We start from the raw sequence: 26,930 nt of genomic DNA, 5'->3' as shown, positions 1-26,930 counted from the left end.
CCACCGCGCGGCGTCCGCCGCCGGGTCCGGTCCCGCGCCCACGCACCCGCGGGCGGCGGGCTCACCGCATCAGCAGCCCTCCGGCGGCCACCAGTTCCTCGGACGGCCCGGCCACCAGGCCCAGCTCCGCGCTCGACGCCAGCAGCCGGTGCGCCGGGAGGATCCGCACGGTGTACCCGAACGGCCCGGTCCGGTCCAGCGACAGGGGCCCCTCGTAGACCCACCGCCCGTCCTGCTCGGCGGAACCCACCGCCTTAAGCGGGACGACCGTCGCGTCGCCGATGCGGTCCTGCTCGTCGACCCGCCCCGACACCACCTGGACCTCGACGTCGTCGGGACCGAGCCCGCCGAGCCCGACCCGCACCCGCAGCCCGAGGGTCGTGCCCAGCTCCGCCAGGGTCTCGGAGGCCGACGTCTCCACGTGGTCGACGGTGACGCCCGGCCAGGCCGCGCGCACCCGGGCCTTCCACTCGGCGAGGTCCCGTGCGGTGTCCGGTCCGAGGGCCCGGTGGGCCACGGCCGCCGGCGTGTAGAGCCGCTCGACGTACTCGCGGACCATCCGCCCGGCCAGCACCTTCGGCCCGAGCGAGCCGAGCGTGTGCCGGACCATCTCGATCCAGCGGTCGGGCAGGCCGCTGCGGCCGCGCTCGTAGAAGCGGGGCGTCACCCGCTGCTCCAGCAGCTCGTACAGCGCCGCGGCCTCTATGTCGTCGCGGTGGTCCGGGTCGGTCCCGGCGCCGTCGGCCGTGGGGATGGCCCAGCCGAAGTCGGGCTGGAACCACTCGTCCCACCAGCCGTCCAGGACGGACAGGTTGAGGCAGCCGTTGAGGGCGGCCTTCATACCGGACGTGCCGCACGCCTCCAGCGGCCTGAGCGGGTTGTTCAGCCAGATGTCGCAGCCCGGGTAGAGCTTCTGCGCCATCGCCATGCCGTAGTCGGGCAGGAACACGATGCGGTGGCGCACCCGCGGGTCGTCCGTGAACCGCACCAGTTCCTGCACCAGCCGCTTGCCGCCGTCGTCGGCGGGGTGCGCCTTGCCGGCGACGACGATCTGGATCGGCCGCTCGGGGTGCAGCAGCAGGTCCATCAGCCGGTCCCGGTCGCGCAGCATCAGCGTCAGCCGCTTGTACGACGGCACGCGCCGGGCGAAGCCGATGGTGAGCACGTCCGGGTCGAGCACGCCGTCGATCCAGCCCAGTTCGGCCGTGCCGGCGCCGCGCTGCCGCCAGGAGGCGCGCAGCCGCTCGCGGACCTCCTCGACGAGCTGCTCGCGCAGGACCCGCCGCAGGTCCCAGATGTCCTGGTCGGGGATGTCGGCCACCGAGTCCCAGCGCTCCGAGCCGCCGACGCTCATCGCGTCCTCTGCGCGCTGGACGCCGATCTGCCGGGCACCGAGCCGGAACACCTCGGGCGCGACCCAGGTGGGGGCGTGCACACCGTTGGTGACGGAGGTGATCGGCACCTCGTCGGCGTCGAACCCGGGCCACAGGCCGGAGAACATCTCGCGGCTGACGTTGCCGTGCAGCAGCGACACCCCGTTGGCGCGCTGGGCCAGGCGCAGGCCCATCACGGCCATGTTGAACAGGTTGGGCTCGCCGCCCGGGTAGGTCTCCATGCCCAGCCGCAGGACGCGGTCCACGTCGATGCGGGGCAGCTCGGCGTCGGGGCCGAAGTGCCGGGCGACCAGCTCCCGGTCGAAGCGGTCGATGCCGGCCGGCACGGGCGTGTGGGTGGTGAAGACGGTGCCGGCCCGGACGGACTCCAGCGCCGAGTCGAAGTCGAGCCCGCCGTCGCACAGTTCGGCGATGCGCTCCAGGCCGAGGAACCCGGCGTGCCCCTCGTTGGTGTGGAACACCTCCGGCTCGGGATGGCCGGTCAGCCGGCAGTACGTCCGTACCGCCCGGACGCCTCCTATGCCGAGGAGCATCTCCTGCAGCAGCCGGTGCTCGCTGCCGCCGCCGTAGAGGCGGTCGGTCACGCCGCGTTCGCCGAGGTCGTTCTCCTCGACGTCGGAGTCCAGCAGGAGCAGCGGGACCCGGCCGACCTGCGCCAGCCAGATCCGGGCGTGCAGCTGGCGGCCGCCGGGCAGGGCGAGGGCGACCTGGGCGGGGGCGCCGCCGGGCTCCTCGAGCTGGGCGACGGGCAGCTCGTTGGGGTCGAGGACCGGGTAGTGCTCCTGCTGCCAGCCGTCCCGGGACAGGGTCTGGCGGAAGTAGCCGTGCCGGTAGAGCAGGCCGACCCCGATCAGCGGGACGCCGAGGTCGCTGGCCGCCTTCAGGTGGTCGCCGGCGAGGATGCCGAGGCCGCCGGAGTACTGCGGCAGGGCGGCCGTGATGCCGAACTCGGGTGAGAAGTAGGCGATGGCGGCGGGCAGGGCCTCGGTCTGGGCCTGGTACCAGCGGTCGCCGGTGGTGTAGTCGTGCAGGTCGCCCGCGACCGCGGCGAGGCGGCGCAGGAAGCGGCGGTCCCCGGCCAGCTCGGCGAGGCGTGCCGGCGGCACGCTCCCCAGCAGGCGGACCGGGTCGCCCCCCGAGGCGGACCAGCGCCCGGGGTCGACGGACTGGAACAGGTCGCGGGTCTCGGCATGCCACGACCAGCGCAGGTTGCGGGCGAGATCGCTGAGCGGCCTGAGGGGTTCGGGGAGCACGGGTCGGACGGTGAACCGACGGATCGCCTTCACTTTCCACCTCGTCACGCTGGGCTTCGACGCAGGGCTTCATCGACGTCGTCTACGACACTACCGGCGTCGGCGCCGCCTCCGCTGAGGCTCCGCGACCCGACCCCCGATCGGCCCGAACGCCGCCGTGCCCGGACCTGGCCGGATTCCTGCGCCCGGGCCTTCCCCCGGGTCGCACACGGCACGGAAGGCCGCTCGCGGCGCTCCGGCCCCCGTCCGCGGCGCGCGCCGCCCCGCGGCGCCCGTGCGCCGGAGCGAAGAGGGGGCGCATACCGTGGGGCGACCGGCCTCGGGGGGTAGGAAACCGGACTTCTCGGAGCCCGGTCCGGCGCCGGCCGTGCGGCCCCCGGGGAGCCCCGCTCCCGCCCCCGCGCTCGTCCTCGGGGACAGCCCGACCGGGTACCGCGACGGCGCGGGTCCATGCCGTGACGTCGGGCGCTCTCCGTCCGCCCGACCCGGCGGCACGGGCTCCGGCCCAGGTCGGGCGGGGTAGGGCCGGCGCGGTGGCGGCCCTCGGGGGGCCGGCCCCGAACGGACGTTGATCGGACAAGTTACTGCGCGGAAGACGGGGGTAGGGCGAAGGAGCGGCCACTCGGAAGGGCCGGTCCCGTCTGCCCCGGAGGAGGCCGGTCTTGTGTGTCGACATACGCGTGAGTAGTTAACAAAGTGCCGGATTGCCCACCCGAACAGGGTGGGAAGGCTCCAGCGGGTACTCCTCTCGGGAACACCACGCAGGACCCACCTCCCCACAGTCATCCGCCCACCCACGTTGACGCGGACAGGAGCGGTCATGCCCGCCAAGCACCATTCGCCAGCACCCCCGAACCGCCGTACCACCGGGGCGCGCGCACCCGGCGGCGCCGCACGCCCCGCGCCCCCGCCGGACGCCGGCTCGCCGGCGCCGGCGCCACCGTCCGGGGACGGGGCGACGGCCGTCGGGCGCATACCCGTCCTCGACGTCCGCCCCGCCGTCCTGAGAGGGCGCCGCCCGGCCAAGGCCGTCACGGGCGAGAGCTTCGAGGTCTCGGCGACCGTGTTCCGGGAGGGGCACGACGCGGTCGCGGCCAATGTCGTCCTGAAGGACCCCGAGGGCCGTCCCGGGCCGTGGACGCCGATGCGGGAGCTGGCGCCCGGCACGGACCGGTGGGGCGCGACGGTCACCGCCGGGGAACCCGGTCTGTGGACGTTCACCGTGGAGGCGTGGGGCGACCCCGTCAGCACCTGGCGCCACCACGCCCGGATCAAGATCCCGGCGGGCATCGACACCGACGTCGTCCTGGAGGAGGGCGCGCGCCTGTACGAGCGGGCGGCCGCCGGGGTGCCCGAGGAGGGACCGCGCGACGTGGTCACGGCCGCTGTCGCCGCCCTGCGGGACGAGACGCGTCCCGCGGCGTCGCGCCTGGCGGCCGCGCTGACGCCGGAGGTCGACGAGGTCCTGGCCCGGTACCCGCTGCGCGACCCGGTGACGAGCAGCGATCCCCTGCCGCTGCTGGTGGAGCGGGAGCGGGCGCTGTACGGGTCGTGGTACGAGTTCTTCCCGCGTTCGGAGGGCACCGAGGAACGGCCGCACGGGACGTTCCGGACGGCGGCGCGGCGGTTGCCGGCGATCGCGGCGATGGGTTTCGACGTGGTCTACCTGCCGCCGATCCACCCGATCGGCACCACGTTCCGCAAGGGCCGCAACAACACCCTCTCCCCCGGCCCGGAGGACGTGGGGGTGCCGTGGGCGATCGGTTCGCCCGAGGGCGGCCACGACGCGGTGCACCCCGATCTGGGCACGATGGACGACTTCGTGTGGTTCGTCGGGCAGGCGCGGGAGCTGGGGCTGGAGATCGCGCTGGACTTCGCGTTGCAGTGCTCGCCGGACCATCCGTGGGTGCACAAGCACCCGGAGTGGTTCCACCACCGTCCCGACGGCACGATCGCCTACGCGGAGAATCCGCCGAAGAAGTACCAGGACATCTACCCCATCGCCTTCGACGCGGACATGGACGGCCTGGTGGCGGAGACGTGCCGGGTGCTGCGGCACTGGATGGACGCGGGCGTGCGGATCTTCCGAGTGGACAATCCGCACACCAAGCCGGTGGTGTTCTGGGAGCGGGTGATCGGGGAGATCAACCGCACCGACCCGGATGTGATCTTCCTGGCGGAGGCGTTCACCCGGCCGGCGATGATGCACACGCTGGCGCAGATCGGCTTCCAGCAGTCGTACACGTACTTCACCTGGCGCAACACCAAGCAGGAGCTGACGGAGTACCTGACGGAGCTGTCGGGTGAGGCGGCCTCCTACATGCGGCCGAACTTCTTCGCCAACACCCCCGACATCCTGCACGCCTATCTGCAGCACGGCGGGCGGCCGGCCTTCGAGGTGCGGGCCGTGCTCGCCGCGACGCTGTCGCCGGCGTGGGGCATCTACTCGGGGTACGAGCTGTGCGAGAACGTGCCGTTGAAGGAGGGCAGCGAGGAGTACCTGGACTCGGAGAAGTACCAGCTGCGCCCCCGCGACTGGGAGGCGGCCGAGCGGCAGGGACGCAGCATCGCCCCACTGATCACCCGCCTCAACACCGTCCGCAGGGAGAATCCGGCCCTGCAGCAGCTGCGCGACCTGCACTTCCACCACGCGGACCAGGACGCGGTGATCGTGTACTCGAAGCGGCAGGGTTCGAACACGGTTCTGGTGGTCGCGAACCTCGATCCCCACCACACCCAGGAGGCCACGGTCTCGTTGGACATGCCGCAACTCGGCCTGGACTGGCACGAGTCGGTGCCGGTGCGCGACGAGCTCACCGGCGAGACATATCACTGGGGCCGGAGCAACTACGTGCGCCTGGAGCCGGGACACCGTCCCGCGCACGTCTTCTCGGTGCTGCGACCGTCCACCCCGCAGATCGGAGGGTCACCCACAACATGATCGTCAACGAACCCGTGCAGGACACGTTCGAGGACACTCCCGCCAGGGACCGCGACCCCGACTGGTTCAAGCGCGCCGTCTTCTACGAGGTGCTGGTCCGCTCGTTCCAGGACAGCAACGGCGACGGCGTCGGCGACCTCAAGGGCCTGACCGCCAAGCTGGACTACCTCCAGTGGCTCGGTGTGGACTGCCTGTGGCTGCCGCCCTTCTTCAAGTCGCCCCTGCGGGACGGCGGCTACGACGTCAGCGACTACACCGCCGTGCTGCCCGAGTTCGGCGACCTCGCCGACTTCGTGGAGTTCGTCGACGCCGCCCACCAGCGGGGCATGCGCGTCATCATCGACTTCGTCATGAACCACACCAGCGACCAGCACCCGTGGTTCCAGGAGTCGAGGAAGGACCCCGACGGGCCCTACGGCGACTACTACGTGTGGGCCGACGACGACAAGCAGTTCCAGGACGCGCGGATCATCTTCGTCGACACCGAGGCCTCCAACTGGACCTACGACCCGGTCCGCAAGCAGTACTTCTGGCACCGCTTCTTCTCCCACCAGCCGGACCTCAACTACGAGAACCCGGCCGTGCAGGAGGAGATGATCTCCGCGCTGAAGTTCTGGCTGGACCTCGGGATCGACGGGTTCCGGCTGGACGCGGTGCCCTACCTGTACCAGGAGGAGGGCACCAACTGCGAGAACCTTCCGGCGACCCATGCCTTCCTCAAGCGGGTCCGCAAGGAGATCGACGCCCAGTACCCGGACACCGTGCTGCTGGCGGAGGCCAACCAGTGGCCCGAGGACGTCGTCGACTACTTCGGCGACTACCCGAGCGGCGGCGACGAGTGCCACATGGCGTTCCACTTCCCGGTCATGCCGCGCATCTTCATGGCCGTGCGGCGCGAGTCCCGCTACCCCGTCTCCGAGATCCTGGCCAAGACCCCGGCCATCCCCGAGCGCTGCCAGTGGGGCATCTTCCTGCGCAACCACGACGAGCTGACGCTCGAGATGGTGACCGACGAAGAGCGCGACTACATGTGGGCCGAGTACGCCAAGGACCCGCGGATGCGGGCCAACATCGGCATCCGCCGCCGGCTCGCCCCGCTGCTGGACAACGACCGCAACCAGATCGAGCTGTTCACGGCCCTGCTGCTGTCGCTGCCCGGCTCGCCGATCCTCTACTACGGCGACGAGATCGGCATGGGCGACAACATCTGGCTCGGCGACCGCGACGCGGTGCGCACGCCGATGCAGTGGACGCCCGACCGCAACGCGGGCTTCTCCTCGTCCGATCCCGGGCGGCTGTTCCTGCCCACGATCATGGACCCGGTCTACGGCTACCAGGTGACCAACGTCGAGGCGTCCATGGCCTCGCCGTCGTCGCTGCTGCACTGGACCCGGCGCATGATCGAGATCCGCAAGCAGAACCCCGCGTTCGGCCTCGGCTCCTACACCGAACTGCCCTCGTCCAACCCGGCCGTGCTGGCCTTCCTGCGGGAGTACGAGGACGACCTGGTGCTGTGCGTGAACAACTTCTCGCGCTTCGCGCAGCCCACGGAGCTGGATCTGAGCGCCTTCGAGGGCCGGCACCCGGTGGAGCTGTTCGGCGGGGTCCGCTTCCCCGCCATCGGCGAACTGCCCTACCTGCTGACCCTCGGCGGGCACGGCTTCTACTGGTTCCGGCTCCGCAAGGACGCCGTGTGAAACCCGAACGACAGGCCCGCTGAGGCCTGATCCGCGCGGCGGGCCGCAAACCCCCGTGGCGGGGCGTTTCCTCCGCCCCGCCCGGGGCACGCACTAGTAACACCCCGCCCACCCGCGTATGCCGGAGGAGCGCCGTCCGGGCCGGTTGCAGGCATCAGGGGGCGCATCAAGAATGGGTGAAAGGACGCGAGGCCATGTCGGAAGCCGCCACACGCACCGTCGCCACCCCGCCCGGCCTTCTCGCATCCCTGGAGCCGCTGCTGCGGGAATGGCTGCCGCGGCAGCGCTGGTTCGCGGGCAAAGGACGGCCGGTCACGGGTTTCACCCTGGTCGCGGCCACCGAGCTGCTCCCGGGCACGGCGAAGCTCGGTCTCTACCACCTGCTCGTGCGTGCCCACCAGCCGCTCGTGCGGTCCCACGGGGCGCCGAACCACCCCGGTGACTGCTACCAGCTGCTCATAGGCGTGCGCGAGGCGCTGCCGCCTCGGCTGGCGCCCGCGCTCATCGGACACGTGCCGACGGGGCCGCTGGCCGGCCGCACGGTCTATGACGCCCTGCACGACACCAGGCCCGCCGAACTCCTCCTGGAGGCGCTGCGCACCCGGGCACGGATCGGCGGGCTCCGCTTCGACCGGGACCCGCAGCAGGAGATCCGCTCCGGGCTGGTGCCGCGCGTGATGACCGCCGAGCAGTCCAACTCGTCGATCGTCTACGGAGATACGTTCATCCTGAAGCTGCTGCGGCGGATCGTGCCGGGGGTCAACCCCGACCTGGAGCTGCCGCTGGCCCTGTCCCGCGAGGGCTGCCCCCGGGTGCCCGCGCCGACGGCCTGGATGGTCGCGGACGTCGACCCCGCGGCCGACCCGGTCGGCACGGGCGGTCCGGCGGACCTCGCCGGGCAGCCGTACGTGCTGGGGGTCCTGCAGCCGTTCCTGCAGGGCGCCTCCGACGGATGGGAGCTGGCCCTGCGCGAACTGGCCAAGGGCGAGGACTTCGCCGCCGAGGCGCGGGCCCTGGGGCGGGCCACCGCCGAGGTCCACACCGCGCTGGCCCGCGCGCTGCCCACCGTCACGCTCGGTCACGCGCAGCTGCGCTTCATGGTCGACGGCATGATCGAGCGCCTGGACGCGGCCGTCCAGGCGGTGCCCGCGCTGCGGCCCTATGCCGGCGGCCTGCGGTCCGCGTTCACGGCGCTGGACGACCTGGCCTCGGAGGGCCGTACCTGGATCGCGCAGCGCGTGCACGGCGATCTCCACCTGGGGCAGTGCCTGCGCTCGCCGTCCGGCGAGTGGTGGCTGATCGACTTCGAGGGCGAACCGGCCCGTCCCCTGCCCGAGCGGCGCATGCCGCAGCCGGCGGTGCGGGACGTCGCCGGGATGCTGCGCTCCTTCGACTACGCCGCGCGCTCGGTGGACCCGGCCCAGCCGGAGTGGGCCGAGACCTGCCGGGCCGCCTTCTGCTCCGGCTATGCCGACGCCTCGGGCCGCGACCCGCGCACCGACCCGGTGCTGCTGCGCGCCTTCGAGACGGACAAGGCGATCTACGAGGTGGTGTACGAGGCCCGGCACCGCCCCGACTGGCTGCCGGTGCCGATGGCCGCCGTGGAGCGGCTGGCCACGTCCGGCCACCTGACCTGACCCACCCCCTCGCCCTGGAGGCTCCGCCCGTGACCCCCCGCCCTGAGTCCAGCGGTCCGCGTCCCAAGGGGACAGCCGGGGAGAAGATCCCCGAGCAGCCCACAGCCGCGCAGCAGAAGAGCGCCGCGAAGAAGACGGCGGTGCCGAAGCAGGCAGCGGCGAAGAAGACGGCGGCCGCGAAGAAGGCAGCCGTCAAGAAGACGGCGAGCGCCGGGAAGGCGGCCCCCGTCAAGGCGGCGGCCGCGAAGAAGGCCGTCACGAAGAAGGCGGCCAGCGCGAAGGCCGCGACCGCGAAGCCGGCGGCGGCGAAACCGGCGGCAGCGGCGAAGAAGACGGCGGCGAAGTCGGCCACGGTGAAGCCGACGGCCGAGAAGGCGGCGGTGACCGGGGCGGCGGGGCGGAAGACCGCCGCCGGCCCGGCGGCGCCCGCCAAGAAGGCCGCCGCGGCGAAGAAGGCCACGACGAAGAAGGCGACGGCCACCGGGGCGGCCGCGGTGAGGACTGCCGCCGAGAAGGCCACCGCGACGAGCACCACGGCCGAGAAGCCCCCTGCCGAGAAGGCCGCCGTCAGGAAGGCCGCGGCCAAGAAGACGGCCGAGGTCGCGACCGCTGCGGTGACGGCCCCCGAGCCGCCCGCGACGACCGCGGCGAAGAAGACCACGGCGAGGAAGGCCGCCACGAAGAAGGCGGCTCCGGTGAAGACCGCGGCCGTGAAGAAGGCCGTCAAGAAGGCCGTCCGGAAGGCACCGGGCTCGAAGGCCCCGGGCGCCGCGGCTCCGGCGCCGAAGGCCGCCGCCGGGACGGCGTCCGCCGGCGGGCAGGGCACCGCAGCCCAGACGGTCCCCCCGGAGATGGAGGTCGCCGTCTCCCCCGCCGTCGGCCCCGAGGACCGCGCCCGGCTGCTCGACGGCGCGCACCACGACCCGCACTCCGTACTCGGCGCCCACCCCGTCCCCGGCGGCATCGCCTTCCGGGCGTTCCGGCCGTACGCGTTGTCGGTGACGGTCGTCGCCGGGGAGGTGCGGGCCGAGCTGCACGACGACGGCGAGGGCTTCTTCTCGGGGCTGCTGCCGCTGACGGAGGTCCCGGCGTACCGGCTGCTGGTGCAGTACGAGGGGACGCTGCTGGAGACGGAGGACGCCTACCGCTTCCTGCCCACGCTCGGCGATCTCGACCTGCACCTGATCGGTGAGGGCCGGCACGAGGAGCTGTGGACGGCGCTGGGCGCCCACCCGACGACCCACGAGGGCGTGACCGGCACCCGGTTCGCGGTGTGGGCGCCGAACGCGCGCGGTGTGCGTGTGGCCGGCACGTTCAACTTCTGGGACGGCACCGGGCACGTCATGCGCTCGCTGGGTTCGTCCGGTGTGTGGGAGCTGTTCCTGCCGGACGTCGGCGAGGGCGAGCTGTACAAGTTCGAGATCACCCGGCCGGACGGCTCGAAGACGATGCGCGCCGACCCGCTGGCCCGCCGTACCGAGGTGCCCCCCGCGACGTCGTCGGTCATCACCTCCTCGCACTACGAGTGGGGCGACGCCGAGTGGCTGGAGCGCCGCGCGCAGGCCCCGGCGCACGAGGCGCCGTTCTCGGTCTACGAGGTGCACCTGCCCTCCTGGCGGCCGGGACTGACCTACCGTCAGCTCGCCGAGCAGCTGCCCGCGTACGTGAAGGACCTGGGGTTCACGCACGTCGAGCTGATGCCGGTCGCCGAGCACCCCTTCGGCGGGTCCTGGGGTTACCAGGTCACCGGCTTCTACGCGCCGACGGCCCGGCTGGGCACCCCGGACGACTTCCGCCACCTGGTCGACAAGCTGCACCAGGCGGGCATCGGCGTCCTCATGGACTGGGTGCCGGCGCACTTCCCGCGCGACGCCTGGGCGCTGGCCGAGTTCGACGGGCGTCCGCTGTACGAGCACGAGGACCCGCTGCGGGCCGCGCACCCCGACTGGGGCACGCTGGAGTTCGACTTCGGGCGCAACGAGGTGCGCAACTTCCTCGTGGCCAACGCCGTCTACTGGTGCGAGGAGTTCCACATCGACGGGCTGCGCGTGGACGCGGTCGCCTCGATGCTCTACCTGGACTACTCGCGCGAGCCGGGCCAGTGGACGCCGAACGAGCACGGCGGCCGGGAGAACCTGGACGCGGTGGCGTTCCTGCAGGAGATGAACGCGACGGTGTACCGCAGGGTGCCCGGCGTGGTGACCGTCGCCGAGGAGTCCACCGCGTGGGACGGCGTCACGCGGGCCACCCACCACAAGGGCCCGAGCGGCTTCGGCGGCCTCGGCTTCGGGCTGAAGTGGAACATGGGCTGGATGCACGACTCGCTGCAGTACATGAGCCACGAGCCGGTGTACCGCAAGTACCACCACGGCGAGATGACCTTCTCCATGGTGTACGCCTACAGCGAGAACTACGTGCTGCCGATCTCGCACGACGAGGTCGTGCACGGCAAGGGCTCCCTGGTGTCGAAGATGCCGGGCGACTGGTGGCAGCAGCGGGCCGGGGTGCGCTCCTACCTCGGCTTCATGTGGGCCCACCCGGGCAAGCAGCTGCTGTTCATGGGCCAGGAGTTCGCGCAGGGCGCCGAGTGGTCCGAGGTGCACGGCCCGGACTGGTGGCTGCTCGACCCCGGCTACGGGGCGGAGGCGGACCACCGGGGCGTGCGCGACCTGGTCCGCGACCTCAACGCCGTCTACCGCGCCACACCGGCGCTGTGGCGGCTGGACACCGACCCGGCGGGCTTCGAGTGGATCGTCGGGGACGCCGCCGACGACAACGTCCTGGCGTTCCTGCGGCTGGACCCGGAGGGCAACCCGCTGCTGGCGGTCTCCAACTTCGCCCCGGTGATCCGCCACGACTACCGCCTCGGCGTCCCCGAGGAGATCCCCGCCTGGCACGAGGTCCTCAACACCGACGCCGCCCGCTACGGCGGCAGCGACGTGACGGCTCCCGACCCGGTCAAGCCGGAGCCCCAGCCCTGGCACGGCCGCCCGGCGAGCATCCGCCTGACCCTGCCCCCGCTGGCCACGGTGTGGCTGCGGCCGGCCTGAGGGGTGTGTGACACGCGGTGAAGGGCCGTACCCGGCCGGGGGTGGCCGGGTACGGCTCCGGGTGCGTCACGCCAGGACGTCGGCGAGCACCTTCGGCAGCGGACCGGTGTGCACCACGCCGAGCCGCTGGGTGGCCCGGGTCAGTGCGACGTACAGGTCGCTGGTGCCGTAGCGGCCGGGTTCGACGACGAGCACGGAGTCGAACTCCAGGCCCTTGGCCTGCCGCGGGTCCAGCAGCACGACGCCGCGCGTGAGGTCGGGTTCCTCGCCCGCCGTGACGCCGTCCAGCCGCGCCGCCAGGGAGCGGTGCAGCTCGCGCGGGGCGATCACCGCGAGCCGCCCCTCGGCGGGGGTGAGTTCCCCGACCGCCTTGGCGACGGCGCCGGGGAGGTCGTCGGCGGCGCGGGCCCAGGGGCGCACACCGGTGGAGCGGACGGAGCTGGGCGGCTCGAACTCCGGGCTGTCCGCCCGCACCACGGCCGCCGCGACGTCCATGATCTCCGCGGGGGTGCGGTAGTTGACGCCCAGCCGGGTGTGCTCCCAGCGGTCCTCCACGTACGGGGCGAGGATGCCGGCCCAGGAGCCGACCCCGGCCGCCTCCGCCGTCTGGGCGGGGTCGCCGACCAGGGTCATGGAGCGGGTGGGGCTGCGACGCATCAGCAGCCGCCACGCCATCGGCGACAGCTCCTGCGCCTCGTCGACGATGATGTGCCCGAACGCCCAGGTGCGGTCGGCCGCCGCGCGCTCGGCGGCGCTGCGGTGGTCGTCCTCCTCGTGCCGCTCGGCGAACCGCTCGGCGTCGATGATGTCGTGCGCCGACAGCACCTCGGAGCTCTCGGGATCGTCCTCCTCCTTGTCCTCGAACTCGTAGGTCCGGGAGGCGTACGACACGTCCAGCACGCCCTGCGCGTAGGCGATCTGCCGCTCCCGTTCGCGCGCGGCGCGGTCCCGGGCGAGCCGGTCGTCCTCGCCGAGGAGTTCGGCGGCCTCGTCCAGCAGCGGCACGTCCGCGACGGTCCAGTGCCGGGTGACGGGCCGGCGTACGGCGTCGGCGTCCTCGGCGGGCAGGAACTCCTCGGGGGCCGCGAGGAGGTCGGCGACGAGCCGCTGCGGGGTCAGCACCGGCCACAACCGGTCGACGGCGGCCCACACTTCGGGGTTCTCGGCGAGGTCGTCGCGGATCTGGGTGATGTCGCTGGGGTCGAGCAGGCTGGAACCGTCGAAGGGGTCGGTGCCGATCCGCTCGGCGTACAGGTCGGTGAGCGCGTTGAGGATGTGGCCCTCGAAGTGCTCGCGGGCCGCGTTGTGCGGCAGCCCGGCGGCCCGGGTGCGCTCGCGGGCGACGTTGACCAGGCCGTCGTCGAGCATGAGGACCTCGCGGTCGTGCTCGATGGTGACGACCGGGTCGGGCAGCGCCTGCCGGGCGCGGACGGCCTCGGCGAGCACGTCGGCCATGTCCGCCCGCCCCTTCACGGCGGCGGCCTCGGGGGTGTCGGCGGCGGTCGCCTTCACGCCCGGGTACAGCTCGCCGACGGTCGCGAGGAGCACGCCGGTCTCGCCGAGGGAGGGCAGCACCTCGCCGATGTAGCCGAGGAACGCCGGGTTGGGTCCGACGATCAGAACGGCCCGCTTGGCGAGCAGCTCCCGGTGCTCGTAGAGCAGGTAGGCGGCGCGGTGCAGGGCGACGGCCGTCTTGCCGGTACCCGGGCCGCCCTCCACGACCAGCACGCCGCGGTGCGGGGCGCGGATGATGCGGTCCTGGTCGGCCTGGATGGTCCGCACGATGTCGCCCATGCGGCCGGTGCGGGCGGAGTCGAGCGCGGCGAGCAGGACGGCGTCGCCGGTGGGGTCCTCGTGGCCGGTGCGCGTCCGGTCGCCGAGGTCGAGGATCTCGTCGTGCAGGTGGGTGACGCGGCGGCCCTCGGTGGCGATGTGCCGCCGGCGCCGGAGCCCCATCGGGGTGTGCCCGGTGGCCAGGTAGAAGGGGCGGGCGACCTCGGCGCGCCAGTCGATCAGGACGGGGGTGCGCTCGGCGTCGTCGGTGCGCAGGCCGATGCGGCCGATGTGGTGGGTGATGCCCGAGGTGAGGTCGATCCGGCCGAAGCACAGGGAGCCGTCCACCGCGTTCAGCGCGGCGAGCAGCCCGGAGCGCTCGGCGACGAGGATGTCCCGCTCGAGTCGCGCCTGCATGGGCGTGTTGCCCTGCGCGAGCGCGTCCGTGACGGAGGTCTCGGCGTCGCCGCGCAGCGCGTCCACGCGCGCGTACAACTCGTCGATGAATTCCTGTTCCTGTCGCAATTCATCGTCCGGAAACTCGGTGTTTGACAATTCCGCTCCCGCCCGGATATACTGTGCTCACTGAACTTCACTGTGACTGCAATGGACTTGAAGTCACGAACAGACAAATATACGCAAGGAAATCCCCCGAGCGCAATTGCTCGGGGGATTTCCCGTTTCCGGGCGGGGCGTCCGCCGGTGCGCTCCAGCACGTCGGCCGGCTCCCGGACTAGCGTGCCCCGGCGGTCTCCGGTTCCCTCTCCTCGGCGGGCTCGGCCTGCGGCTTGCTCCTGCCGGGGAGGAGCAGGGCGACCAGCAGGGTGCCGATGCCCAGGATCACCGCGCCGACCAGGCTGGTGTGCGCGACCGCGTCGGAGAAGGCGGACCCCACGGCGTCGGCCATCTGCCGTGCTCCGCCGCCGAGTTGCCCGGCCTGGGCGCGCAGTCGTTCCGCCTGCTGGGGGTCGCCGGTGTGGGCGGCCTGCTCGGCCAGCTGCCGCGCCTTGTCGCCGATGCCCCGGGCGACGGCGTACCCGGCGCCGACCGAGTCCTGGGCGGCGTCCAGGGCGGAGGCGGGCAGCTTGCTGCCGGACGTGGCGTCGGACAGGTGGCCGGAGTAGGAGGTCGCCAGCAGCGAGCCGAGGACGGCGATGCCCAGGGAGCCGCCCAGCTCCAGCGAGGTGTCGTTGACGGCGCCGCCGACGCCCAGCTCCGACTCCGGGAACGCCCCCATGATCGCGTCGGTGCAGGGCGACAGCGCCAGCCCGATCGCCAGGCCCAGGACGATCAGGGGTGCGACGAAGTCGCCGTACGTGGAGCCCGAGTCGACCCCGGTGAGCAGGGCCAGGGCCGCCGTGCCGCCGGCCATGCCTGCCGTGACGGTCCACTTCATGCCGACCCGGGGCGTGAGGTACCCGGTCAGCGCCGAGCCGGCGAAGACGGCGCCGGCCAGCGGCAGCATGCGCAGCCCGGTGTCCAGCGCGTCGTAGCCGAGCACGAACTGCAGGTGCTGGGTCAGGTAGTAGAAGGCGCCGAAGACGGCCAGGAAGAACAGCGCGACGGCGAGGTTGGAGCCGGCGAAGCCCCGGTCGGTGAAGCGACGGACGTCGAGGACCGGGCGCGGGTGGCGCAGCTCCCACAGGACGAAGGCCACGAGGCCGGCCCCGGCGACGACCGCGGCCGTGACGGCCTTCGCACCCCAGCCGAAGTGGGGGCCCTCGATGATCATGTAGACCAGCGCGGCGATCCACACCACCGACAGCAGCCCGCCGACGTAGTCGATGCGGCCGCGGTGGCCGGCCCGGGACGGCGGGACGAGGACGAAGGCGCCGACCAGGGCGAGGGCCGCGACGGGCACGTTGATGAGGAACGTGGACGACCAGCCGTGCCGCTCCAGCAGGGCCCCGGCGACCAGGGGCCCGGCCGCGATGGCGAGCCCGGCGGTGGCGGTCCACAGGGTGATGGCCCGGGCGCGCTCGGCCCGCGGGAAGGTCGCGGCGAGCAGGGAGAGCGTGGCGGGCATGATCATGGCGGCGCCGGCGCCCATCACGGCCCGGGCGGCGATGACGGTCGCGGCGCTGCCGGCGAGGAAGCCGAAGACGGAGCCGCCCGCGAAGACGGCCAGTCCGAGGACGAGCGCGCCGCGGCGGCTGTACTTGTCGCCGATCGCGCCGAGCAGCAGCATCAGCGCCGCGTAGGGGACGGTGTAGCCGTCGATCACCCATTGCAGGTCGGCGCTGCTCAGGCCGAGATCCTCGGTCATGGCGGGCGCGGCGACGGTCAGGGCCGTGTTCGCCATCACGATGATCAGCAGGCTCAGGCAGAGCACCAGCAGCGCCCACCAGCGGCGCGCGTAGGGCTGGTCCGTCCTGTCGGCCGGTTCGGTCACGACGAGTCGCATGCAGGGGTCGCCTTCCTCCGGGTGTGCGACGGTGATTGCACAGCGCTGTGCAATTGCTCAGAGGTGTGCAATGTACGCCGGTTGCACATCAGTGTGCAAATGGCGGAGGCGCTCCCCGGGCGGGGCGTGCAGAATGGCTGGCATGCCCACCGGTCACTCCGGCCGCGCCCCCGGCCACACCAGCCGCGCCGACGCCAACCGGCGCCGCATCCTCGACGTCGCCCTGGCCGAGCTGCTGCGCGACCCCGACGCGTCCATGGACCAGATCGCCCGCGCCGCCGGTGTCGTCCGGCGGACGGTGTACGGGCACTTCCCCAACCGCGAGGCGCTGATCAGCACGCTCGTCGACGAGGCGGTGCAGGCCCTCTCGGTCGCGCACGCCGCGGGCAGGCAGGGCGTGCGGGAGCCGGCGGAAGCCGTGGCGCGCTCGGTGCTGGCGGTCTGGGAACTGGCCGACCGCTACCGGCTGCTGATCGCGCTCGCCCAGCGCACGGTCACCATGCAGGGCATCAGGGAGCGGCTCGCCCCCGTCCGCGAGGCCGCCACCGAGGTGCTGCGGCACGGGGTCGAGCAGGGCGTCTTCAGCTCCCCGCTGCCTCCGCCGGCCCTGGCGTACGTACACGAGCAGATGCTGGTGGCGCTGATGGAGGCGGTGAACGACGGTCTGGTGGAAGCGCGGGAGGCGGGCCGCTGCGCCGCGGTCACCATCCTGACCGCGGCGGGCGTGCCCGCCTCCGATGCCACCGCGCTGGTGGCGAAGCTGAACGACTGAACTGCGGGGGGTGCGACCGGGCGGCCGAGCGACTGGGGGGGGACACCCGGCCGCCCGGCGTCCGCGGGGTGAAGCGGCCGTCAGGCCTTCGCCAGCTCCTTCTCACCGCCCTGCCCGGGCGCCTCGCCCCGGCCGGGCAGTTCCTCGGCCGGGTCGTCCGCGGCCCGGTCGTCGTGCCCGCCGTGCCCGCCGTGCCCGTCGTCCAGCAGCGTCTTCTCGTCGAAGGGCAGCCGGCCGGAGAGGACCTGCTCGACGCGGTCCCGGTCGATCTCCTTGGTCCAGGTGCCGATCAGCACGGTGGCCACCGCGTTGCCCGCGAAGTTCGTCAGGGCGCGGGCCTCGCTCATGAAGCGGTCGATGCCGACGATGAGGCCGATGCCGTCCACCAGGGCCGGCTTGTGCGACTGCAGACCGCCGGCCAGGGTCGCGAGACCGGCGCCGGTGACACCGGCGGCGCCCTTGGAGGCGACCAGCAGGAACAGCAGCAGCGGGATCTGCTCGCCGACGGACATCGGGGTGCCCATGGCGTCGGCGATGAACAGCGAGGCCATGGTCATGTAGATCATGGTGCCGTCGAGGTTGAAGGAGTAGCCGGTCGGGACGGTGATGCCGACGACCGGCTTGCTGACGCCCAGGTGCTCCATCTTGGCGATGAGCCGCGGCAGCGCGGACTCGGAGGAGGACGTGGACAGGATCAGCAGGAACTCGCGGCCCAGGTACTTGAACAGGGTGAAGACGTTCAGGCCGGACACGACGCGCAGCAGGGCGCCGAGCACCAGGAAGACGAAGAGGAAGCAGGTGACGTAGAAGCCCAGCATCAGCACGGCGAGGCTCTTGAGCGCGTCCACGCCCGCGGAGCCGGTGACGGCGGCGATCGCGCCGAACGCACCGATGGGAGCGGCCCACATCACCATGGCCAGGATGCGGAAGACGAGCCGCTGGATGTGCTCGATCCCGCGCAGGATCGGCCGGCCGGCCGCGCCCATGCCCTGGAGCGCGAAGCCGGCGAGCAGCGCGATCAGCAGGGTCTGCAGCACCGACTCGCTGGTGAAGGCCGACACGATCGTGGTCGGGATGATCCCCAGCAGGAACTCCGTGGTGTCCTTCGCCTCGGAGTCGACCTGCGCGTGCCCGGCGTCCTTGACGGCGTCGGTCACCGCGAGGCCGGTGCCCGGCTCCAGGATGTTGCCGACGACCAGGCCGATGGCCAGCGCCACCAGCGACATGACCATGAAGTAGCCCAGGGCGATGCCGCCGACGGCACCGACCTTGGCGGCCTTGCGGACCGAGCCGATGCCCAGCACGATCGTGCAGAAGATGATCGGCGAGATCATCATCTTGATCAGGGCCACGAACCCGGTGCCGATGGGCTTCAGCTCCTGGGCGAAGTCCGGTGCGGCCAGGCCCACCGCGATACCGGCGGCCACCGCGATGATCACCGCGATGTAGAGATAGTGGGTGCGGTCCCGCTTGACGGGGGGTGCGGCAGGTGCCGTATCGGCTGCGCTGGTCACGGCGGCCCTCCTTGACGACGTCGTCGGCATCACCGGCGTGCGGCTCACGTCCGGGGCACTCCGGGAGAACAGCACGAAGCTCCCGGAGATGCGTTGTGGGGAATGCCGTGACTATGTCGTGCGCTGTGAGCGCGGTCACCCTTCCGTTCATTTAGTTCACAATCGGCCACGGTGCAGACTGACGGCATGCGCCTCACCGTCCCCCGCCCCCGCAGCCTGGCGGGGCAGCTCTTCGCCATGCAGGCCGTGCTGATAGCGGTCGTCGTGGCCGGATACGCGCTGTTCACCTACGTCAGCGACCGCAGCCAGGCCGAGGAGGCCGCGGCGCGCCAGGCCCGGGCGGTGGCCCGGTCCGTCGCGGACTCCCCTTCCGTGCTCGCGGCGGCCCGCACCCCCGATCCGACCGCCGAGCTTCAGCCGTACGCGCTCAAGGTCATGCGGGACACCGAGGTCGACTTCGTCACGATCATGGATCCGCGGGGCATCCGCTGGACCCACCCCGACCCCCGGCAGATCGGCCAGACCTTCCAGGGGCACACCGAGCGCGCCCTGCGGGGCCGGACCTTCACCGAGACCTACACCGGCACCCTCGGCCCGTCGGTCCGCGCGGTCACCCCGATCCGGGACGGCGACGCGGTGGTCGGCCTGGTCAGCGCGGGCATCCGGGTCGAGCAGATCACGCAGCGCGTGCAGGAGCAGCTCACGGCCCTGCTCGGCGTCGCGGCCGGCGCGCTGCTGCTGGGCGCGGTCGGCACCTACGTCGTCAACGCCCGGCTGCGCCGCCACACCCATGGCATGAACGCCACCGAGCTGAGCCGGATGCACGACTACCATCAGGCCGCCCTGCACGCAGTCCGCGAAGGGCTGCTGATGCTGGACGGGCAGTACCGTGTGGCGCTGATCAACGACGGGGGGCGCGAGTTGCTCGGCGTGGCGGGGGACGTGGTGGGCCGGTCGGTGGCGTCCCTGGAGCTGCCCGCGCCGCTCACGGGGGCGCTGCTGGCGTCGGAACCGCGGGTGGACGAGGTGCATCTGACGGCGTCCCGGGTGCTGGTGGTCAACACCTCGCCGGTGTCGGGCGGGGAGCGCCGCGGCACGGTGGTCACCCTGCGCGACGTCACCGAACTGCAGTCCCTGACGGGCGAGCTGGACTCCGAGCGGGGCTTCACCCAGGCCCTGCGCTCCCAGGCGCACGAGGCGGCGAACCGGCTGCACACGGTCGTCTCGCTGATCGAACTGGGCCGGGCGCAGGAGGCGGTGGAGTTCGCCACGGCCGAGCTGGAGCTGGCGCAGGCGCTGACCGACCAGGTCGTGGCGGCGGTGAGCGAGCCGGTGCTGGCGGCGCTGCTGCTGGGCAAGACGGCCCAGGCGAACGAGCGGGGCGTGGAGCTGGTGGTGGCGCAGGACAGCAGCCTGGACGACGGTCTGCTGCCCGACACCCTGCCCGCCCGGGACCTGGTCACCATCCTGGGCAACCTGATCGACAACGCCGTGGACGCGGCCCAGGGCACCGTGCGGGCCCGGGTGACGGTCACGGCCCGCACGCAGTGCCCCGCCACCGGCCCGGAACTGGTGCTGCGGGTCTGCGACACCGGTCCGGGCGTCGACCCCGCGCACGCCGAGGCGGTCTTCGAGCGCGGCTTCTCGACCAAGCCGGCCGGGCCGGGCGGCCGGGGCCTGGGCCTCGCGCTGGTCCGGCAGACGGCCGTGCGGCACGGCGGCTCGCTCTCCGTGGCGGAGGCCGACGGGGGCGGAGCGGAGTTCGAGGTACGGCTGCCGCTGCGGGAGCCGGGAACGGGCGGGGACGTGCCCGCCGCGGCCCCGGCGGTCACAGGCGCCGGAGGCGACGCATGACGAGCAGCGAGCAGGCCATCCGCGTCCTGGTGGTGGAGGACGACCCGGTCGCCGCCGACGCGCACGTCCTCTACGTCGGCCGGGTGCCCGGGTTCGTCGCCGTGGGCAAGGCCCACACGGGCGCGGAGGCCCGCCGGGTGCTGGAACGCACCCCGGTCGACCTGCTCCTGCTGGACCTGCACCTGCCGGACGTGCACGGACTGCAGCTGGCGCGCTCCCTGCGGGCGGCCGGGCACCAGGCCGACGTGATAGCGGTGACGTCGGCCCGCGACCTGGCCGTCGTCCGCGAGGGCGTCTCGCTCGGGGTGGTGCAGTACGTGCTGAAGCCGTTCACCTTCGCCACCCTGCGCGACCGGCTCGTGCGCTACGCCGAGTTCCACGCGGCGGTCGGCGAGGCGAGCGGGCAGGACGAGGTGGACCGGGCGCTCGCGGCCCTGCGCGCACCCGGCCCGGCCGCCCTGCCCAAGGGCCTGAGCGCACCGACCCTGGAGCGGGTGACCCTCGCCCTGCGCGACAGCGCCGAGGGCCTGACGGCCGCCGGGGTCGCCGAGAGCATCGGCATCTCCCGCATCACCGCCCGCCGTTACCTGGAGCACCTGGTCGACGCCGGCCGCGCGGCCCGCCGCCCGCAGTACGGCACGGTGGGACGGCCGGAGCTGCAGTACCGCTGGGTCACCGGCCCGTGACGGCCCCTCAGCCGGGCACGGGTCCTCCTGACCGGACGACTCGGGCCCACCTCGCCCGCCTCGCCTGCCTCGCCAGCATCGCTTCGCCGCGTCCCGGCTGCCGCTCGTTCCGTCCGGGGCGATGAGGGCCCGGCCGGCCACGCCCAGGAGGACCGGGGGCGGTGCAGCGTACGGATCGCGCCGCGGAGTGCGGCCCTCCGTACGCGCACGGGGGGTTGACGGAGACGCACCTGCCTTCGACCACCGCCCGCACGGACGATCCCCTTCCGTCCGCTCCCCCGGCCCGGCGGCACGGGCCGGCCGGGGGCCGGACCGGCACGACGTCCACGCATATGCCCCTTGAGCTTGCCGTTCCCGCGTCCGGGGCGCCCGTGCGCCCGCGCACACCGGCTCGCGCACGCGGCACGGCCGCACACCCGTCCACCCGACAGGCGCTCCCCCGCTTCGTGCGAACCGGCCGGTAGCCGTACGTTCCTACAATCCGTGATCCTGGCCGAACAGACCGTAGTCGGCGCGGTCGCGCGCCCCTAGCTTGTGGCCCGTGCGCCGACCAACACCCCGTCCGAGCGATCCCCCTCCCCCGACCACACCCCCGCCCTTCGACGCCTCCGCCGCCCGCCGCCTGCGTGCCGCCCTCGGCATGGCCCCCGAGCATGTCGCCTACGGCATGCGGGTCTCCTACGGGCACACCCACATCACCCCCGACCACGTCGTCGCCTGGGAGCGCGGTCTGACCGCCCCCGCGGCCTCCGAACTCACCGCTCTCGCGGGCGTGCTGTGGTGCTCCCCCGCCGAACTCATCGGCAGGCCGCGCACGCTGCGCGAACACCGCGTCGCGCGCTGCCTCGCGCCCGAGGACGTGGCCCGCGCCGTGGGACACGACGTGCACGCCTACCTGCGGATGGAGGAGACCGATCACTGGCGCGGCACCGAGCGCCAGTCGACGGCCCTGGCCGAGGTGCTCGGCCTGAGCCTGGCCGACTTCGTCACCGTCACGGGACGCGAGCGCCGGCTCGGGGAACTGCTGCGCAGCGCGGCCACCACCCGCTGGCAGGCGTACGTGCGCCCGGTGGCCCGGCTGGTGCCGCTGACCCGGCGGGCGCTGGAGACGGCCCTGCACGGCCTGCACGAGGACTACCAGGGCCACATGGCCGCCACCCTCAGCTGGGGCGGCGGCAGCGGCGACGCGGGCGGCGCCGGCCAGGACTTCCTGGAGCGGATCGTCGAGCACTTCTGGACGAAGCTCCAGGACGCCGACGCCCGGGAGGCGACCTGACGCCCGCGGCGGGCCGCGCCCCGTCCACCGACAGGGCGACGGCCCGGCGGAGCGACAGGCCCGCAGGCCGGGTCTAGAAGACCGACTCGGCCTCGTCCATGCGGTCCTTCGGGACCGTCTTCAGCTCGGTCACGGCCTCCGCGAGCGGCACCATCACGATGTCCGTCCCGCGCAGCGCCGTCATCCGGCCGAAGCGGCCCTGGTGGGCGGCCTCCACCGCGTGCCACCCGAACCGCGTGGCGAGCACCCGGTCGTAGGCGGTCGGCACACCGCCGCGCTGGACGTGGCCGAGGATGACCGGCTTGGCCTCCTTGCCCAGGCGCCGCTCCAGTTCGTGGGCGAGGGCGGTGCCGATGCCCAGGAAGCGCTCGTGCCCGAACTTGTCTATGGCGCCCTTGCCGTAGTCCATGGAGCCGTCCACGGGGTGCGCGCCCTCGGCCACGCAGACCACGGCGAACTTCTTGCCGCGGGAGAAGCGCTCCTCGACCATCTTCACCAGGTCGGCCGGGTCGAACGGGCGCTCCGGCAGGCAGATGCCGTGCGCACCGGCGGCCATGCCGGACTCCAGGGCGATCCAGCCGGCGTGGCGGCCCATGACCTCGACCACCATCACCCGCTGGTGGGACTCGGCGGTGGTCTTCAGGCGGTCCATCGCCTCGGTGGCGACGCCGACCGCGGTGTCGAAGCCGAAGGTGCGGTCCGTGGAGGAGATGTCGTTGTCGATCGTCTTCGGCACGCCCACGACGGGCAGACCGGCGTCGGACAGCATGCGGGCCGCCGTGAGCGTGCCCTCGCCGCCGATCGGGATGAGCGCGTCGATCCCGAACTGGTGGATCATGTCGGAGGCGTTCTCGCAGGCCTCGCGGAGCCGGTCGCGCTCCAGCCGCGACGAGCCGAGGATCGTCCCGCCGCGGGCGAGGATGCCGCTGACGGACTCCAGGTCGAGGTTGCGGTAGCGCCCGTCCAGCAGCCCCGCGTACCCGTCCTCGAAGCCGATGACCTCGTCGCCGTAGTTGTCGACCGCCCGGTGCACGACCGAGCGGATCACGGCGTTCAGTCCGGGGCAGTCGCCGCCTGCGGTGAGAACTCCGATACGCATCGTGCTGTGTCTCCTGCTCGCTGTTGACGCCGGTGAGCCTCTGCCGATTGTTTCACGCCCCGGACCCCGCTGGGGAACCCCGGTCTGACGGGCGCCTTATATAGCGCCGGAGGTATTGTCAAGAGGGTTCTGCTCACCTCGGTGGGCGATTTTTGTGCCTCTGGCTGGATAGCCGTGGGGCAGGGCCGCCACCCTTGGACCGCACACCCCCCGACCGACACCCCCGACCGAGACGAAACGGAGAGCGCGCGTGACCCGCAGCGTGTACGTGACCGGCATCGACCGCGGCGACGGCCGCCAGGTCGTCGAACTGGGGGTCATGGAACTCCTCACCCGGCAGGTCGACCGGGTCGGCGTCTTCCGGCCCCTGGTGCACGACGGGCCCGACCGACTCTTCGAGCTGCTGCGCGCCCGCTACCGCCTCACCCAGGACCCGGCCACCGTCTACGGCATGGACTACCACGAGGCGTCCGCCCTGCAGGCCGAGGCCGGCACGGACGAGCTGGTCTCCACCCTGGTCGACCGCTTCCACCTGGTCGCCCGCGACTACGACGTGGTCCTCGTCCTGGGCACCGACTACGCCCACACCCAGCTGCCGGACGAACTGTCGCTCAACGCCCGGCTGGCCAACGAGTTCGGCGCCTCCGTGATCCCCGTCGTCGGCGGGCGCGGACAGAGCGTGGAGGGGGTGCTCGCGGAGACGCGCAACGCCTACCGGGCCTACGACACCCTGGGCTGCGACGTCCTGGCGATGGTCACCAACCGGGTGGCCCGCGAGGACCGGGACACGATCGCCGCCCAGCTCGACTCCCGGCTCCCCGCGCCCTGTTACGTCCTGCCCGACGAGCCCGCGCTCTCCGCCCCGACCGTCTCGCAGATCAGTCACGCCCTCGGCGCCCGGGTGGTGCTCGGCGACGACTCGGGGCTCGCCCGGGACGTGCTCGGCTTCGTCTTCGGCGGTGCGATGCTGCCGAACTTCCTCAACGCCCTGACGCCGGGCTGCCTGGTCGTCACCCCGGGCGACCGGGCGGACCTCGTCGTCGGCGCGCTCGCCGCGCACAGCGCCGGGACCCCGCCGATCGCGGGCGTGCTGCTCACCCTGGACGAGGTGCCCGGCCGGGACATCCTGACCCTGGCCGACCGCCTCGCCCCCGGCACCCCGGTGCTGTCGGTGGCCGGCACCAGCTTCCCCACCGCCGAGCAGCTGTTCTCCCTGGAGGGCAAGCTGAACGCGGCCACCCCGCGCAAGGCGGAGCGCGCCCTCGGCCTGTTCGAGCGGTACACCGACACCGCCGCCCTGGCCGGCCGCGTCTCCGCGCCGAGCAGCGACCGCGTCACGCCGATGATGTTCGAGCACAAGCTGCTGGAGCAGGCCCGGTCCGACCTGCGCCGGGTCGTGCTGCCCGAGGGCACCGAGGAGCGGGTGCTGCACGCCGCGGAGGTGCTGCTGCGCCGGGGCGTGTGCGAGCTGACCCTGCTCGGGCCGGTCGACCAGATCCGCAAGAAGGCCGCCGACCTCGGCGTCGACCTCGGCGAGTCCCGGCTGATCGACCCGGCCACCTCCGAGCTGCGCGACTCCTTCGCCGAGAAGTACGCGGCCCTGCGCGCCCACCGGGGCGTGACCGTGGAGCTGGCGTACGACGTCGTCTCGGACGTGAACTACTTCGGCACGCTGATGGTCCAGGAGGGCCTTGCCGACGGCATGGTGTCCGGCTCGGTGCACTCCACGGCCGCGACGATCCGCCCGGCCTTCGAGATCATCAAGACGAAGCCGGACGCGGACATCGTCTCGTCGGTGTTCTTCATGTGCCTGGCCGACAAGGTGCTCGTCTACGGCGACTGCGCGGTCAACCCGGACCCGGATGCCCAGCAGCTGGCCGACATCGCCATCCAGTCGGCCACGACGGCCGCGCAGTTCGGGGTCGAGCCGCGGATCGCCATGCTGTCGTACTCGACGGGCACCTCGGGCTCGGGCGCCGACGTCGACAAGGTGCGCGAGGCCACCGAGCTGGTGCGCGCCCGCCGGCCCGACCTGAAGATCGAGGGCCCGATCCAGTACGACGCCGCCGTGGAGCCGTCGGTCGCGGCGACCAAGCTGCCCGGCTCGGAGGTCGCCGGGCAGGCGAGCGTGCTGATCTTCCCCGACCTGAACACCGGCAACAACACCTACAAGGCCGTGCAGCGCTCGGCCGGCGCGATCGCCGTCGGGCCGGTCCTGCAGGGTCTGCGCAAGCCGGTCAACGACCTGTCCCGGGGTGCCCTGGTGCAGGACATCGTCAACACCGTCGCCATCACGGCGATCCAGGCCCAGTCCCCGAGCGAGAAGGCGACCGCCCCGTGAGTCCCACCCGTGTCCTCGTCCTCAACTCCGGCTCCTCGTCGGTGAAGTACCAGCTGCTCGACATGCGCGACAGCAGCCGGCTGGCGATGGGCCTGGTCGAGCGCATCGGCGAGGGGACCTCCCGGCTCAAGCACACGCCGGCGGGCGGCGGGAGCCGGGAGCGCGGCGGCGCGATCGCCGACCACGACGCCGCCCTGAAGGCCGTCGCGGAGGAACTGGCCAAGGACGGGCTCGGGCTGGACTCGCCCGAACTGGCCGCCATCGGGCACCGGGTGGTGCACGGGGGGAAGTCCTTCACCGAGCCGACCGTGGTCGACGACGCCGTGCTCGCCGAGATCGAGCGGCTCATCCCGGTGGCGCCGCTGCACAACCCGGCCAACCTCACCGGCATCCGCACGGCCCGGGCCCTGCGCCCGGACCTGCCGCAGGTCGCCGTCTTCGACACCGCGTTCCACACGACGATGCCGGAGTCGGCCGCCCGCTACGCGATCGACGTGAAGACCGCCGACGAGCACCGCATCCGCCGCTACGGCTTCCACGGCACCTCGCACGCCTACGTCTCCCGCGCCACCGCCGCGCTGCTGGGCAAGGACCCGTCCGAGACCAACCTGATCGTGCTGCACCTGGGCAACGGGGCGTCGGCCTCGGCCGTGCGGGGCGGCCGCTGCGTGGACACCTCCATGGGGCTGACGCCTTTGGAGGGGCTCGTGATGGGTACGCGCTCGGGAGACATGGACCCGGCCGTCATCTTCCATTTGATGCGCGTCGGCGGAATGTCCGCCGACGAGATCGACACTCTCCTCAACAAGAGGAGCGGGCTGATCGGGCTGTGCGGCGACAACGACATGCGGGAGATCCGCCGTCGTGTCGACGCGGGCGACGAGCAGGCGGAGCTGGCGTTCGACATCTACATTCACCGGCTGAAGAAGTACATCGGCGCCTATTACGCCGTTCTCGGGCGGGTGGACGCGGTCGCCTTCACCGCCGGTGTCGGCGAGAACGCGGCGCCCGTGCGCGAGGCCGCCGTGGCGGGCCTGGAGGAGCTGGGCCTCGCCGTGGACCCCGGGCGCAACGCGGTGCGCTCGGACGAGGCGCGGCTGATCTCGCCCGACAGTGCCCGGGTGGCGGTGGCCGTGGTCCCCACCGACGAGGAAATGGAGATCGCGACCCAGACCTACGCGCTGGTAATTGGTTCGGGGAATCACACCTGAGCGGCAACCCGCCCTTTTGTATTTTCCG

15 protein-coding genes are annotated in these 26,930 nt (G+C 72.8%); 10 read left to right on the top strand and 5 right to left on the bottom strand.

What is annotated here, in order from left to right; all coding sequences use genetic code 11:
• Window positions 1-61: 61 nt before the first annotated feature.
• A complete protein-coding gene (locus ACFYWG_RS19710; RefSeq protein ID WP_376329588.1) occupies window positions 62-2,680 on the bottom strand; it encodes a glycosyltransferase family 1 protein in 2,619 nt (872 codons plus the stop codon).
• 787 nt (window positions 2,681-3,467) lie between these two features.
• On the opposite strand from ACFYWG_RS19710, the gene ACFYWG_RS19705 reads away from it, so the two are divergent.
• The 4 genes from ACFYWG_RS19705 (at window position 3,468) to glgB (ending at window position 11,972) form a co-directional block, all read left to right on the top strand.
• Entirely contained in the window at window positions 3,468-5,588 is a 2,121-nt protein-coding gene (locus ACFYWG_RS19705; RefSeq protein WP_389202488.1) for an alpha-1,4-glucan--maltose-1-phosphate maltosyltransferase, read from the top strand.
• Complete coding sequence (gene treS, locus ACFYWG_RS19700) at window positions 5,585-7,285, top strand: maltose alpha-D-glucosyltransferase (RefSeq protein WP_383500245.1); 1,701 nt, start codon at window positions 5,585-5,587, stop codon at window positions 7,283-7,285. Before ACFYWG_RS19705 ends, treS begins: the two co-directional genes overlap by 4 nt.
• A gap of 194 nt (window positions 7,286-7,479) precedes the next feature.
• Complete coding sequence (locus ACFYWG_RS19695) at window positions 7,480-8,922, top strand: maltokinase (protein ID WP_383500242.1); 1,443 nt, start codon at window positions 7,480-7,482, stop codon at window positions 8,920-8,922.
• A 29-nt stretch (window positions 8,923-8,951) separates the two neighbouring features.
• Window positions 8,952-11,972: a 1,4-alpha-glucan branching enzyme gene (glgB, locus tag ACFYWG_RS19690; protein ID WP_389202485.1), complete on the top strand. Its 3,021-nt coding sequence runs from the start codon at window positions 8,952-8,954 to the stop codon at window positions 11,970-11,972.
• A gap of 66 nt (window positions 11,973-12,038) precedes the next feature.
• Here the strand turns inward: glgB and ACFYWG_RS19685 are convergent, their stop codons facing one another.
• Together ACFYWG_RS19685 and ACFYWG_RS19680 are read right to left on the bottom strand one after the other, a co-directional pair.
• Window positions 12,039-14,270, bottom strand: a complete 2,232-nt coding sequence (locus ACFYWG_RS19685) for a HelD family protein (RefSeq protein WP_389202483.1) — start codon at window positions 14,268-14,270, stop codon at window positions 12,039-12,041.
• A gap of 208 nt (window positions 14,271-14,478) precedes the next feature.
• The gene (locus ACFYWG_RS19680) at window positions 14,479-16,149 is read right to left on the bottom strand and encodes a DHA2 family efflux MFS transporter permease subunit (RefSeq protein ID WP_383500233.1); all 1,671 of its coding nucleotides are present in this window, start codon (window positions 16,147-16,149) and stop codon (window positions 14,479-14,481) included.
• Window positions 16,150-16,282: 133 nt separating this feature from the next.
• Here ACFYWG_RS19680 and ACFYWG_RS19675 point away from each other — a divergent pair, with 133 nt between their 5' ends.
• The gene (locus tag ACFYWG_RS19675; RefSeq protein WP_389202480.1) at window positions 16,283-16,921 is read left to right on the top strand and encodes a TetR/AcrR family transcriptional regulator; all 639 of its coding nucleotides are present in this window, start codon (window positions 16,283-16,285) and stop codon (window positions 16,919-16,921) included.
• Between the two features lie 80 nt (window positions 16,922-17,001).
• Here the strand turns inward: ACFYWG_RS19675 and ACFYWG_RS19670 are convergent, their stop codons facing one another.
• Window positions 17,002-18,435 (bottom strand): cation:dicarboxylate symporter family transporter, encoded by a 1,434-nt coding sequence (locus ACFYWG_RS19670; RefSeq protein ID WP_383500227.1) that lies wholly within the window; start codon window positions 18,433-18,435, stop codon window positions 17,002-17,004.
• A gap of 186 nt (window positions 18,436-18,621) precedes the next feature.
• On the opposite strand from ACFYWG_RS19670, the gene ACFYWG_RS19665 reads away from it, so the two are divergent.
• From ACFYWG_RS19665 to ACFYWG_RS19655, 3 genes are all read left to right on the top strand, one after another.
• On the top strand, window positions 18,622-20,289 hold the full coding sequence (locus ACFYWG_RS19665) for an ATP-binding protein (RefSeq protein ID WP_376333639.1): 1,668 nt from the start codon (window positions 18,622-18,624) through the stop codon (window positions 20,287-20,289).
• Window positions 20,286-20,975 carry a response regulator gene (locus tag ACFYWG_RS19660; RefSeq protein WP_383500222.1) on the top strand — a complete coding sequence of 230 codons (690 nt, stop codon included), beginning with the start codon at window positions 20,286-20,288 and terminating at the stop codon, window positions 20,973-20,975. The genes ACFYWG_RS19665 and ACFYWG_RS19660 overlap by 4 nt, the downstream gene beginning before the upstream one ends.
• Before the next feature lie 541 nt (window positions 20,976-21,516).
• Window positions 21,517-22,251, top strand: a complete 735-nt coding sequence (locus ACFYWG_RS19655) for a helix-turn-helix domain-containing protein (protein WP_385416312.1) — start codon at window positions 21,517-21,519, stop codon at window positions 22,249-22,251.
• A gap of 73 nt (window positions 22,252-22,324) precedes the next feature.
• Here ACFYWG_RS19655 and ACFYWG_RS19650 read toward each other — a convergent pair whose 3' ends face one another.
• Window positions 22,325-23,350, bottom strand: a complete 1,026-nt coding sequence (locus ACFYWG_RS19650; RefSeq protein WP_376333645.1) for an ATP-dependent 6-phosphofructokinase — start codon at window positions 23,348-23,350, stop codon at window positions 22,325-22,327.
• Between the two features lie 250 nt (window positions 23,351-23,600).
• Here ACFYWG_RS19650 and pta point away from each other — a divergent pair, with 250 nt between their 5' ends.
• Together pta and ACFYWG_RS19640 are read left to right on the top strand one after the other, a co-directional pair.
• Entirely contained in the window at window positions 23,601-25,691 is a 2,091-nt protein-coding gene (gene pta, locus ACFYWG_RS19645) for a phosphate acetyltransferase (protein WP_383500215.1), read from the top strand.
• Complete coding sequence (locus tag ACFYWG_RS19640; RefSeq protein WP_389202476.1) at window positions 25,688-26,902, top strand: acetate kinase; 1,215 nt, start codon at window positions 25,688-25,690, stop codon at window positions 26,900-26,902. The genes pta and ACFYWG_RS19640 overlap by 4 nt, the downstream gene beginning before the upstream one ends.
• The last annotated feature ends 28 nt before the right edge of the window (window positions 26,903-26,930 follow it).

The organism is Streptomyces sp. NPDC003456 (genome assembly GCF_042878735.1).
Classification (GTDB): domain Bacteria; phylum Actinomycetota; class Actinomycetes; order Streptomycetales; family Streptomycetaceae; genus Streptomyces.
This window is presented reverse-complemented; position numbering and strand designations above follow the sequence as displayed.